The sequence below is a fragment of the Brevundimonas sp. PAMC22021 genome (genome assembly GCF_019443405.1).
Classification (GTDB): Bacteria; Pseudomonadota; Alphaproteobacteria; order Caulobacterales; family Caulobacteraceae; genus Brevundimonas.
The window spans coordinates 1,787,926-1,801,000 of record NZ_CP080376.1 but is presented as its reverse complement, the minus strand read 5'-3'; the positions used below and the strand labels follow the sequence as shown (position 1 = coordinate 1,801,000).

Below are 13,075 nucleotides of genomic sequence, written 5' to 3'. Positions count from 1 at the left end.
CCTTTTGAGGCTCTCGATCCAGCGGAGAGCCTCAACCGGAACGGTTGCCGAACGAGTGTGGCGCAACCGCCTCAGTTCGATCCGGTGCGCGCCAGGGCCGGAGACGAAACGCCGCCCGACACGGCCCGCAGCGGCGAGCGCACGGTCCGCAGCACGGCCGGGCTGACCGACACGCCGTCCTGAACCGGCGTGACCAGGAACCCCTTGGCCGCCAGGGCGTCGCCCGAGCGCACGCGGGAGGTCCAGACAGCGACGGCCGGCGCCAGCAGAAGCGGCAGCACGATGGGCGCGAACCAGGTGGCCAGATCGGGGCGGACGCACAGAGCGGCCGAGAACAGCACGCCCGCGATCATCTGCCAGCGCATGGCGCGGAAGGCGTCGGACCAGCACAGGCCGTCGCAATCGCGCTGCTGGGTCGTCCAGCCGGCGTCGTGGCCCGAGACGATCTGGATAAAGGCCTTGGTGTTGGCGACCATCAGGATGGGGGCGAGGATGGCCGACAGGGCGATCTCGGCGGCCATGCCCTTGGCGATGGCGCGCTTGCCGCCAAAGGCGCGCAGCTCGGCCGGCCGGCTGATGACCAGGGCCGCGCCCATGAATTTCGGCCCGATCAGCAGCACGCCCGACAGAAAGGACGCCAGCATGAAGGGGGTGAACTGCGGGTTCAGGATGTAGAAGAAGCTGGTCCAGTCCACCGGATAGAACATCTGGATGAACAGGCCGACCATCAGCGAGGCGAGCCACAGGGGCGAAGACAGATAGGCCATGCAGCCCATGGCCAGCTGCAGCCGGCTCATCGGCGACAGGCCCTTGGCGGCGATCAGGCCGAGGTGCTGCAGGTTGCCCTGGAACCAGCGGTGGTCGCGGCGGATGAAGTCGGTGATCGACGGCGGCGTTTCTTCCCACGAGCCGTCCAGCGAGGCGGTGACGTGAACGGCCCAGCCGGCGCGGCGCATCAGGGCGGCCTCGACCACGTCGTGGCTCAGCACATGGCCGCCGAACGGCTTCTTGCCCGGCAGCACCGGCAGGCCGCAGCAGGCGGCGAAGGCACGCGTGCGGATAATGGCGTTGTGGCCCCAGTAGCTCGACTCCGAGCCGGTCCAGTAGGCCAGACCGGCGGCGGCGACGCGGCCGTACAGGCGCACGCTGTACTGCGACACGCGGGCGAAGATCGTGCGGGCCTTGATGATGGTCGGGGCGGTCTGGATCAGGCCGACGCCCGGGTTGCGCTCCATCGCATCGACCATGCGCAACAGGGTCTCGCCGGCCATGGTGCTGTCGGCGTCCAGAACGATCATGTTCTCATAGGCGGCGCCGAAGCGACGGACCCACTCGGCCAGATTGCCGGCCTTGCGCTCGACGTTGTCGAGACGGCGGCGATAGTAGACGCGGCTGTTGGCGGACAGGCGAAAGCCCATGCAGGCCGACAGTTCGGCGGCGGCGGCCTCTTCCTTGGTCGAATCGCTCAGGACGAAGATGTCGAAGGCGGACGAGGCACCCAGGCGCGCCAGCGAGGCGTCGATCGCGGCCAGGCGTCCGAAGGAGGCGCGGGCGTCCTCGTTGTACAGCGGCATCAGCAGGGCCGTGCGCGTGCGCGGCGTCGCCGGATTGGGGGCAAAGGCCAGATCGGCCTGGTCGCGGCCGCGCATCAGCACCCACAGACCCATCAGGCCGCTGGTGAACCAGCAGGCGATGGCGGTGATCAGGACCATGAAGATGCCGAACGCCAGCATCTCCATCGAATCCCAGCCCTTGCGGGCATAGAGGTAGAAGGGGGCGATGGCGCTGAGGCCCGTCAGGACCACGGTGCCGGCCAGCAGCATCAGGCGGCGCGCGCCGACGTTGATCGGAGAGGTGGCGGGAACGGCCTCGGCGACGTCTTCGGGCGCGCTCAGCGACTGGCGCGGCATGGCCAGCGGCGCCTCTTCAGGCAGCCAGGCCCAACGACCGAAGTCGGTGTTCTCGATTTCAACCTGCGTGGCAGGCCGGCTCGCCAGCTTGTTCATGCCGCTCAAGATCTCCCGGTGACCGACGGGGTCCAGGGGAGGCGGACCGGCGCGGCGTGCTGCATCACAGCACCTCGCATCATCGATCACATTCGCGCGATTTTCAATCACGCGATGTTGATGGGAACCAAAAAAGTGGGGGATCGCTAGGGCGCGCCGTCGATGAGGCCGAGCGCCGAGGCGCCGAGCGGCGGCTCTGGACGCAGCTTGCGCTCCAGCGCCCAGGCCGCCACGCCGACCCATCCGACCAGCACAATGGCGTAGGCGCGCTCCCACCAGCCGACATTGGCGTCGTTGACGAGGCCGGCGAAGACCAGGTGCTTGGTCAGGACCGTCAGCGCCAGCATCGCAAGGAAGATCAGCAGAAGAAACAGCTTCAGCCGGGGCAGGTCGCGCCGCGAAGACAGGCCCCAGAGCAGCAGAAGCGGCGCCAGCTGGATCCCGAGGCCCAGGTTGATCACCATGTGCCGCGGATCGGGCCAGGGATAGAGCGTCGACATCGAAAGGCCGGCGCCGGCGATCACGAAGACGACCGCCACCACCACTCCGGCGATGCGCGCGCCGCTGAGCGCATGCACGGCCAGGCCAAAGCCGATGCCGGCGATCCCGGCCATCACACCGGCCAGAAAGACCCCGGCGTTGAAGATGATCGGCGCCTGCGCCGTCTCTCCGCCCAGTTCGCTCAGGTACTGGGTGGCGTTGTCGAAGTCGGGATAGGCGAGGGCGGCCATGCCGACAATGACCATGGCGGCGATCGGCGCAGCGGTCCCGACCCACAGCAGGCGCCGGCGGCGGCCATAGGGCGGCAGGGTCGAGGGGCGGCTCAGCGCCTCCAGATCGAGCGGCCATGGCCGGCCATCCCGCGGCTTAAGCCCCCACCAGGGACGCGCCCAGCCGACGCGCTTGACCGCCTCATAGACGATCAGACTGCCGACAAAGGTGCTCAGCGCCAGCAGCAGCGCCTCCAGCCCTGCCGGCAGGTCGGCGGGGCGCAGGATCCAGACGGCGGCGACCAGTACGGTCTGGTGCGCCAGATAGAGCGGAAAGGTCGCCTCGGTCAGATAGGTCAACACGGGGCTGCGACGGTTCCGCAGATGACGGCTGCCAAAGCCCAGGACGGCGGTGATCACCGCCCACTGATCGATGCCATAGACCACAGCGCGCGGCACGCCCCAGAAGGCGCCGCCGCCGGGATGGGCCACCTGCGCCATCATGATCGGCAGGGCGACGACGGCCAGCCCCAGGCTGATCCAGCGGAACCGCTCCATCTCGCGCCAGATCGGCTCGCGCGTCACGCTGGCGAAGCCGAACACGAAGGCCGCCAGCGACAGGGCGTGATTGTACCAGTCCAGGTGCAGGATGTTGGTCAGGCCGAAGAAGGGAAACAGCAGCACCCGAATGGAGATCAGGTAGAGGATCGGCAGGATCAGCAGGCGCGGCCCCGAAAGATGGCGCTCCAGCCATTCCTCCAGCCGCGGCAGCACGCCCGGCCGCCGCCACAGCGTTACCGTCACCAGGCTGTAGACCGCGATATAGACGACGAACCACAGGTGGTTGACCGGGATGCCGTCGGCCAGGCCTGTCCACGAGAACTCGTGCGTCCACCATTGGCCGAAACCCGAGACGCCGCCGGGCCAGCCCGCCTTGTCCATCGCCTCGATCCACGACTGAATGGGCACCAGCAACAGGGCCCCGAACACCAGCGGCGGCGCCAGCCGCTCGAACCGGGCGCGCGCCACCTGGCGCGGCGTGCGGCGGGCCGTCATGAAGCGCAGGGCCGCGCCCGACACCAGAAACAGCAGCGTCAGCCGCCAGGGATTGGTGATCAGAACCGCCTCGCGCATCCACTCAAAGGTGTGGGCGCTGTGCACGTGCCAGTCGTAGGGCGCATAGACCAGGCCCACGTGATAGAGGATCAGCAGGCCGAACGCGCCCACCCGGATCCAGTCCAGGTCATAGCGGCGAGCCGAGGGCGAGGCGGGCGGTGTCACGCGCGGTCTATGATATCGGCGATGCGGCGACGCAAGGCGTCCGATCGTCGCCTGCGGGTATGTCGGGGATCAGACGATCACGGCCGCCGGCGCCTGGTCGCCGAGCGTCTTCAGCGCAGTGGCCAGAGAGGCGTCCTGCTCGGCCTGGTACAGCGCCATCTCGTCCAGCACCGGGCGACCCAGCGCCTGTTCGAACTCGGCCTTGGCCGGATCGGCGGCATAGCCGCTGTCGCGCGCCTCTGACCCCAGGTTGGACTGGAAGATGCCGGCCGCACTGACGGGCAGGAAATCCTCGTAGGTGATCGGCTCGAACGTGACCGCCCCTGCGGCGATCAGGCTCTCCAGGTCTCCGCCGTCCGCCAGAGCGGCCGTCGCGACGGCGCTGTAGCGGAACCAGGCCAGACCCTGGCGGCGCAGGGAGTCCCACTCGTCAGGCAAGGTCGAGAAGTCCTTTGACGCCAGCGCCGCGTCATACAGCGCCCGGCCCGCCGGCGTCAGCGCCGCGCCCCGCTGCTCGATCTCCCCAAAGCGTGCGGTATGGACCCCGGCCGTCGAACCCTCGTCGGAGGGAAACGCGATGGCCTCATCCAGCGCCTTGAAGCTTGTCTGGCGCAGCAGGATCGGACAGGCGCGCGCCGGCGGACCCTCGATGGTCTCCTTGGGCGCGATGCCGCGCGCGGGCATGGCCGATTGCGCCGCGTCGATGTCCAGGGTGCGCGGCGTCAGGTGGTTGATGTGCGGCCCCTTGAAGCTGACCACGTCGGCGATCAGCCGGTGCGCACCGACCAACCGTGCATAGGTCTGGGCGTCCACCGTCGCCTCGGCGTGCCAGCGAAACGTCTCCAGCAGCTCGCTGACAAAGCGGTCGGCCTGCGCCTCGTCGAGACCACCGTCGCGCTCGGCCGTCTCGATCAGTTCGCATGCGCCCGGCGTGAAGATGTCACGGCCAGCCAGCGTTCGCGCCGCTTCGCCGCGCAGAGCCTCGTCCTCGATCAGCTCCAGCCGCAGCAGCGAACAGAACACGCGGAACGGGTTGCGACGCAGCGCCTCCGGCTCGACCGGGCGAAACGCCGTCGAATGCACGGGCACCCCCGCGGGCGCGAGATTGTAGTAGCTGACCGGCTGCATCCCCATCACGGCGAAGGCGCGCGCGATGGTGGCCAGCTCCTCGGCCGTGCCGACGCGGATGGCGCCGTGACGTTCTTCCGACAGGCGGGCCAGATCGCCGGATGCGGCCTGCCGCCGGCCGGCCCCGTCGTCGCGCCGCAGCACATCGGCGTTGATGTCGGCGACCAGGCTCAGCAGTTCGCCGTACTGCGGCACCTCCGCCCGGTACATGGCCGACAGCGCCGCCGAGAAGCGGCTGCGAATTTTATCGGGATGGACAAGGGCGTCACGGGCGGCGGGCATGGTGCGGATCACTCAAGGCGGGGGTCGCGCCGATGATTAGGCCGGGCGGCGACGCGTGAAAACCCCGCCGCCCGGCTGTGTCGTCAGGCCTCCACGCCCACGCCGATCGGGCAGGTCACGCCCGTGCCGCCGATGCCGCAATAGCCGTTCGGGTTCTTGGCGAGGTAGCCCTGGTGGTAATCCTCGGCGAAGTAGTACGGGCCGGCCGGTTCGATCTCGGTGGTGATCCGCCCGCGCCCCGCCGCCGTCAGCGCCTGCTGATAGGTGTCGCGCGACGCTTCGGCCTCGCGCTGCTGCTCGTCGTTCAGCGTGTAGATGGCCGAGCGATAGGTGGTGCCGATGTCATTGCCCTGGCGCATGCCCTGGGTCGGATCGTGGTTCTCCCAGAACGCCTTCAGCAGTTCGCCGTAGGAAATCTCGTCCGGATTGAAGACCACCTGCACCACCTCGGTGTGGCCCGTGCGGCCGGTGCAGGTTTCCCCATAGGTGGGGTTCGGCGTGATCCCGCCCGCATAGCCGGCCGAGGTCACCCACACGCCCGGCAGGTTCCAGAAGATCCGCTCCACACCCCAGAAGCAGCCCATGCCGAAGATCGCCGTCTGAAAGCCCTCCGGATGCGGTCCCTTCAGCGGGCGTCCGTTGACGTAATGGACCTCGTCGGTGCGCAGCGGTTCGGACCGGCCGGGCAGGGCGGTCTCTTGCGTCGGCATCTCGAGGCTCTTCTTGAACAGCATGGGGGCTTCTCACGAAAATAATGACTTCGGCTCCTATATGGGTATGTCTCAGGCGCTTGCCGAGGGGGCCGTCGTGTTCTATCAGGCCCGCCTCCCGCCGGATCGACCTTCGGCGGCGCGCACGGCGTGGCGTGGAACGGACAGGTGGCGGAGTGGTCGATCGCGCACGCTTGGAAAGCGTGTGTACGTGAAAGCGTACCGAGGGTTCGAATCCCTCTCTGTCCGCCACTCGATCCTCCGCGAAACCGCATTGCAGGTGAAACGCAAACAGCCGCACCGGCTTGGCGCAGGCGAACTTTTCCGGGTGGCGGTCGTTGTGAGTGAAACAACGATCAGCTGTTGCTGCGGCGAGCGCGGGCGGCTGGGAGAGCGCCATGCCGATCACGGTCAACGGCCGAGCCGTTTCCCCTCCCGCCGACGCCAGGGTGTCGTTGCTTGATTTTCTGCGCGAGGACCTTGGTCAGAGCGGAGCCAAGAAAGGCTGCAACCAGGGCGCCTGCGGCGCCTGCACGGTGTTGTTGGATGGTGAACGCATCCTTGCCTGTCTGACGCTCGCCGTGCAATGCGAGGGACGGCACGTGACCACGATCGAGGGCATCGGGCAGCCGGGCGCGCTTCATCCGCTTCAACAAGCCTTTGTCGATCATGACGGTTTTCAGTGCGGCTATTGCACGCCGGGTCAGATTTGCTCGGCTATCGGAATGGCGGCTGAACTTCGCCGGGGGGTTCCAAGCCACGTCACCGGCGACCTTGTCACGGATGTGATCGCGCTGTCAGACGACGAGTTGCGCGAAAGGATGAGCGGCAATCTCTGCCGCTGTGGGGCCTACAACGGCATGGTCGCCGCGATCGAGGAAATTTTCGGCGAGGCGAAGGCATGACGCCGTTTCAGTTCCATCGCGCAGGCGACGCCGAGGAGGCGGTGCGCCTCGGCGCGACGTCAGCCAGCAAATATCTCGGCGGCGGCACGAATCTCGTGGATCTGATGCGCGAGACGATCGAGCGTCCGGAGAGGGTGATCGATGTCACCGGCCTCTCCGGCGAGATAGCGATGAACGACGCGGCCGAGCTGATCATCGGGGCGGCGGCCCGAAACACGGCGGTGGCTGAGAACCGCCTCGTGCGGGAACGCTACCCGCTTCTGGCTCGCGCCATTCTCGCCGGGGCCAGCGGCCAGATCCGCAACATGGCCACCGTGGGCGGCAACATCCTGCAACGCACCCGCTGCACCTATTTCTACGATGACGATGGCAGCCGCTGCAACAAACGCCAGCTCGGCCAAGGCTGCGACGCCATCGACGGGTTCAATCGCATCCACGCCATCCTCGGCGCCTCTTCGCTGTGTGTCGCCACACACCCGTCCGACATGTGCGTGGCGCTGGTTGCGCTGGACGCCGTTGTTCATCTGCGAGGCGTCCGCGGACAGCGCGTCGTTCCTCTTGCGGAGCTGCACCGCTTGCCCGGAGACCGTCCCGATGTGGAGACCGTTCTTGAGCCGGACGAGCTGATCACGCATATCACTCTACCGCCTCAGCCCCCAGGCCGATCAACCTATCGCAAGGTCCGCGACCGTTCGAGCTACGCCTTCGCGCTGGTCTCCGTCGCCGCATCGCTGGCCGTCGATGAAGGCCGGGTCGCCGACGTCCGCCTGGCTTTCGGCGGGGTCGCGCACAAGCCCTGGCGCGCCCGCAAGGCCGAGGCTGTTCTGCTCGGGCAATCGGCGAACGAAGAGGCGTTCGCCGCCGCGATCGATGCGGAGCTCACCGACGCCCGTCCGCTGAAGGACAACGCCTTCAAGATCGATCTGGCGAGGCGCGCCACGGTCGCCGTGCTTGCCGACCTGACAGGACAACAGGCATGAAAATCGTCGATGAAGCCAAGGAGATGGCCCAGGGTCTGATGCAGGCGGCCATGGGCAAGGCCGTGGCGATGGCCCCGGACAGCTGGATGCCAGGCGGTCGTCCCGACCCTCTGATCCGACACCAGCATGGCTATATCGGCAAGCCGGTTTCGCGCATCGACGGACCTCTCAAGGTCTCAGGCGCCGCGCCTTTCGCGTCCGAATTTCCGATGGAGCGGATGCTCTACGCCGCCGTGGCCTACAGCACGATCGCCAAGGGCCGGATCTCGTCCCTGGATGTCGAGGAGGCGGAAGCCGCGCCGGGCGTCGTCCTCGTCATGACCTTCAGGAACGCGCCCCGGATGAAGGAGCCGCCGATCTTCCTGTCGGGCCCGAAAGCCGCCGGCGGCGACGGCCTGCCCGTGATGCAGGACGACCGCATTCACTGGAACGGCCAGCCGATCGCGGTGGTCCTGGCCGAAAGCCAGGAACAGGCTGATCACGCCAAGTCTCTGGTGCGGGCGACATATGAAGCGCAGGACGCCCTGACCTCCTTCGCAAAGGCGCAGGACCAGGGCGCCGCCCAGGCGCAGTTCATGGGCCAGCCGCTGCACGATGCGAAAGGCGAGGCGGAGGAAGTCTTCGACGCCTCGCCGTTCAAGGTGGACGCGACCTATGTCACCCCTCGCCACAACCACAATCCGATCGAACTGCATGCGGTGACCCTGGCCTGGGAAGGCGATCGCCTGCGCGTTCACGACGCCCAGCAGGTGGTGGTCCACGCCGCCTGGACCCTGTCGCAAGTCTTCGGGCTTAAGGAAGAGCAGGTCGTCGTCACTTCGCCGTTCGTCGGCGGTGGTTTCGGCAGCAAGACGCTGTGGCAACACCAAATCCTGGCGGCGGCGGCGGCCAAGCTCGCCGACCGCCCGGTGCGCCTCGTGCTGTCTCGTGAAGGCGTCTACCGTAGCGTGGGAGGCCGCTCCCAGACCGAACAGCGGGTCGCCCTTGGCGCGGATGCGGACGGCAGGCTGAAGGCGCTGATCCACACCGGCGTCACGGCCAAGACGCCGAGCAACATCATGCCCGAGCCCTTCATCCTGCCGACCCGAAGCGCCTATGCGTCGGACACCCTGCTGCTGGATGTCCGCCAGGTCGAACTCGACATGCTTGGAAACACCTTCATGCGGGCTCCCGGCGAAGCTGTCGGCACCTTTGCGCTTGAATGCGCGATGGACGAACTGGCTGAAACGCTGGGCATGGACCCGATCGAGCTCCGGCTTCGCAACGAACCGAAAGAAGATCCGGTCTCCGGTCTTCCCTTCTCCGCCCGCCACATCGACGAGGCCTGGCGCATGGGGGCCGAGCGGTTCGGCTGGAATACGCGGAATCCAAAACCCCGATCGCGTCGTGAAGGCGAATGGCTGATCGGCATGGGGTGCGCCACAGGGACCTATCCCTATTATCGCATGCCCGGCGGCGCGGCCCGGCTGACCTTGACGCGTGACGCCCACGCGACCGTCGATATCGCCGTTCACGAGATGGGCATGGGCACCTCCACGGTCCAGACCCAGGTGATCGCCGAGCGGCTGGGTCTGCCCATGGAGAACGTCACCTTCAACTACGGCGACTCGACTCTTCCGGGCGTGATCATGGCGGGAGGATCGCAACAGACGGCGGCGATCGGAGCCTCGGTAATCGCCGCTCACCGCAAGCTGGTCGGCGAGCTTCTGAAGCTTGCGGGCAACGACTCGCCGCTGGCGGGCCTCAAGGCCGAGGAGGTCGCCTGCCGGGACGACGGGCTGTGCGCCGTCGATGAGCCGGATCGGTTCGAATCCTATGCCTCGATCCTGGATCGCTCCGGGCGTGCGGATGTGTGCGTGGAGGCCGAGCCGCCCCAGCCTCTGGAGATGATGCACTGGTCGATGCACAGTCATGCGGCGATGTTCTGCGAGGCGCGGGTCAACATCGTGACGGGCGAACCGCGCGTGACCCGCTTCCTGGGCGCCTTCGACTGCGGCCGCATCCTCAATGCGAAGACGGCGGCCAGCCAGTTCCGGGGAGGCATCATCATGGGGCTGGGCATGGCCCTAATGGAAGAAACCCAGTTCGACGAACGCAACGGCCGCATCATGAACCCCAGCCTGGCCGAATATCACGTGCCCGTGCACATGGATGTGCCGCAGATCGACGTGATTTGGACGGACATTCCGGATCCGCACACCCCGATGGGCGCGCGCGGCGTCGGAGAGATCGGCATCACGGGAACGGGCGCCGCCGTCGCCAACGCCCTCTACAACGCCACCGGCAAGCGCGTCCGCGATCTGCCCATCACGCTGGACAAGCTTCTGTAGCCGTTCGGGAGGGAGAGCCCGCCCGCGTAACCCTGTACATCACCAAACGGCCTGTTCAGGTCAGTCGCCGCATTGGGCTTGCGCTGAGAAGCGTCAATAATCCGAAGTCGGCATGTTTGTCGTGATAGTGGCTCAAGGACGTCGCCGACACGGCGCAAATCCGTCGCTTTCTGGATAGGTCGCCAAGCTAAGCCGCCCTGGCACGGAGGCTTGGGGGACGGCTATGGCGATTCTGGATCGAAAGACGCGGTTGCTGGCCGCCGCGGCGATGGCGACCGTCTGGGCGGGGGGGCATCCTGCCGCCCAGGCTCAAGAGGCTGACGCGGTCGGCACGGTCGAGGACATCGTCGTCACCGCCCAGTTGCGCGAGCAGGACCCGATCGAGGTGCCGTTCGCCCTGACTGCCTATTCCGGCGAGTTCCTGGATCGTCTGGGTATCCAGGAGTTCGACCAGCTGTCGGCCTTTACACCGGGCTTCCTGGTGCAGAACCAGTCGCCGAACAATCCGGGGTTCGTGATGCGCGGCATCACCTCCGACTCAGGCGCCGCCACCTCCGAGCCGCGCGTGTCGGTGTTCCAGGACGGGGTGTCGATCTCCAAGTCGCGCGGTTCCTATGTCGAGCTGTTCGACCTCGAGCGGATCGAGGTGGCCAAGGGGCCGCAGTCGACCCTCTATGGACGCGGCGCGCTGATCGGTGCGGTGAACATCGTCCAGAACCGCGCGCGGCCCGGCGAGACCGGCGCCTATGCCGAGCTGGAAGCGGGCGACGAAGGCTATGTGTCGGTGGAAGGCGCCCTGAACGCGCCGGTGGGGGACAACGCCGCCATCCGCCTGGCCACGCGCATGAAGACGCGCGACGGCTATGTTGAAAACCTGCTGGGCGGCGAGGACTTCAACTCCATCGACACCAAGGCCTTCCGTCTGTCCGGCGCCTGGGCGCCCACGGATGCGGTGCGGGTGGACGTCATCGGCAACTATCAGGCCGACCAGGCGTCCGGCACCTCGTTCAAGTCGATCGCCTATGCTCCCGCCGATCCGAATACCGGCGTTGTCCTTGGCGATCGCGCGCCCTGGGAAGGGGCTGCCCTGACGCGGGGCGCGGCCTTTGATGGGGGCAAGAGCCTGGGCCTGGATCGCGAGGTCTGGGGCGTGACGGCCCTCAGCCGCATCGACCTGTCGCCGGAGTGGACGCTGAATGCGACCACCGCCTATCGCGAGTTCGACTCCTACGAGACCTTCGACGCCGACGGCGTGTCGCTGCCGATCCTGACGGCGGCCGAGGACGCGCACGGCACACAGTGGAGCCAGGACCTGCGCCTCGGCTTCGATGGCGGCGGTCGCCTGACCGGCTTTGTTGGAGCCGGATGGTTCCAGGAGGAAGGCTACCAGCGCGCGCCGACCCAGTTCGACGAGCGCGTGGCGTTGGCGCAGCTGTCGGGCCTGCTGGACGGCTCGCCGACGGCCGTCGGGTTCAACACCCTTCCGCTCGCGGCCTATCCGACGGTGGCGCGCGGCGCTCTGGCGGCGCTGCTGACGCCGCTGGGCGCGGGGGCGCTCGCAGGCCCGATCGCGGCCAATCTGAAGCCGGCGCACATCGAGACGACCACCAACAGTTCGGAACTGACGTCCTACGACGTCTTCGCCGATGCGACCTACGCCTTCACCGACCGGTTCGAGATGTCGGCGGGCCTTCGCTACACCCGCGACGACAAGACCACCGGCTTCGCCAGTTCGGTGCAGAGCCGCTCGGTGCTGGGCGGTCTGCTTGCCGTGCAGCAGGGCGGAATCCCGGCGGCGCAGATACCGGCGGTGCTCGCGGCCTTGGCCAACCCCGGCGTGCTGTCGCTTCCCGCCGCCGCCTTTCCGCTGTTCGGGCTGACGGCTCAGCCGACGCCTAACAACGGCGACTTCGTCTACGCCGACTCCGAGGACGACGGCCTGACCTGGAGGGTGACGGCGCGCTACGCCTTGTCGGATGATGCGAACCTGTACGCCAACTACGCGCGCGGTCGTCGTCCCGAGGTGATCAGCGCGGGAGCACCATCCGCTCCGCTGGGGCAGGCCCGGTTCACGCCCGTCGCCGCCGAAACGGTGGACAGCTTCGAGGTCGGCGCCAAGGCGGCGCTGATGGATCGGCGGCTGCGGCTCGACGGCGCGATCTACCGCTACGACTATCAGAACTTCCAGACGACCATCCAGGACGGCACGACGTTCATCACGACCAACGCCGGCGAGGCGCTGTCCTACGGCTTCGAAGGGCAGGCGACGCTTCAGCTCACCGACACGTTCGAACTGTTCGGGACCTATGGCTACAACCACTCGCGGTTCGAGGCGGGCATCTACGACGGCAACCGCTTCCGCCTGTCGCCGGACCATCGCGCCTCGCTGGGCGCCCTGTGGCGCACGCCGGTGCGGGGCGGCGCGATCGAGGTGCTGCCGACCTACACCTGGCAGTCGGAGATGTTCTTCGACGACGACAACGACCGGCCCGAGCTGCAAGGCGACAACTTCGTGCCTGACCTGATCCAGGACGAGCGTCAGGACAGCTTCGGCCTGCTGAACCTGCGGGTCCGCTATGAGGCCGACGGCGGCGCCTGGGGGGTCGAGGCCTTCGGCGAAAACATCCTGGACGAAGAGTACATCAAGGATGCGGGCAACACCGGCGACGGCCTGGGCCTGCCCACGTTCATCGCCGGGCGACCTGCGTCCTACGGTCTCGCCCTGAAGCTGCGCTACTAGGAG

At 67.5% G+C, this 13,075-nt stretch carries 8 protein-coding genes and 1 tRNA gene; 5 read left to right on the top strand and 4 right to left on the bottom strand.

Annotated features, from left to right (window positions below):
- Positions 1-71: 71 nt before the first annotated feature.
- From mdoH to msrA, 4 genes are all read right to left on the bottom strand, one after another.
- On the bottom strand, positions 72-2,006 hold the full coding sequence (gene mdoH / locus KY493_RS08830; protein ID WP_219896000.1) for a glucans biosynthesis glucosyltransferase MdoH: 1,935 nt from the start codon (positions 2,004-2,006) through the stop codon (positions 72-74).
- Between the two features lie 146 nt (positions 2,007-2,152).
- A complete protein-coding gene (locus KY493_RS08825; protein ID WP_219895999.1) occupies positions 2,153-3,997 on the bottom strand; it encodes an acyltransferase family protein in 1,845 nt (614 codons plus the stop codon).
- Between the two features lie 69 nt (positions 3,998-4,066).
- A complete protein-coding gene (locus KY493_RS08820; protein WP_219895998.1) occupies positions 4,067-5,407 on the bottom strand; it encodes a VOC family protein in 1,341 nt (446 codons plus the stop codon).
- Between the two features lie 83 nt (positions 5,408-5,490).
- On the bottom strand, positions 5,491-6,141 hold the full coding sequence (gene msrA, locus KY493_RS08815; RefSeq protein ID WP_219895997.1) for a peptide-methionine (S)-S-oxide reductase MsrA: 651 nt from the start codon (positions 6,139-6,141) through the stop codon (positions 5,491-5,493).
- Positions 6,142-6,279: 138 nt separating this feature from the next.
- On the opposite strand from msrA, the gene KY493_RS08810 reads away from it, so the two are divergent.
- The 5 genes from KY493_RS08810 (at position 6,280) to KY493_RS08790 (ending at position 13,072) form a co-directional block, all read left to right on the top strand.
- A tRNA-Ser gene (locus tag KY493_RS08810) sits at positions 6,280-6,369 on the top strand.
- Between the two features lie 146 nt (positions 6,370-6,515).
- Complete coding sequence (locus KY493_RS08805; protein ID WP_219895996.1) at positions 6,516-7,022, top strand: 2Fe-2S iron-sulfur cluster-binding protein; 507 nt, start codon at positions 6,516-6,518, stop codon at positions 7,020-7,022.
- The gene (locus tag KY493_RS08800) at positions 7,019-8,002 is read left to right on the top strand and encodes a xanthine dehydrogenase family protein subunit M (protein WP_219895995.1); all 984 of its coding nucleotides are present in this window, start codon (positions 7,019-7,021) and stop codon (positions 8,000-8,002) included. The genes KY493_RS08805 and KY493_RS08800 overlap by 4 nt, the downstream gene beginning before the upstream one ends.
- Positions 7,999-10,332, top strand: a complete 2,334-nt coding sequence (locus tag KY493_RS08795; protein WP_219895994.1) for a xanthine dehydrogenase family protein molybdopterin-binding subunit — start codon at positions 7,999-8,001, stop codon at positions 10,330-10,332. The genes KY493_RS08800 and KY493_RS08795 overlap by 4 nt, the downstream gene beginning before the upstream one ends.
- A 223-nt stretch (positions 10,333-10,555) precedes the next feature.
- Complete coding sequence (locus tag KY493_RS08790) at positions 10,556-13,072, top strand: TonB-dependent receptor (protein WP_219895993.1); 2,517 nt, start codon at positions 10,556-10,558, stop codon at positions 13,070-13,072.
- The last annotated feature ends 3 nt before the right edge of the window (positions 13,073-13,075 follow it).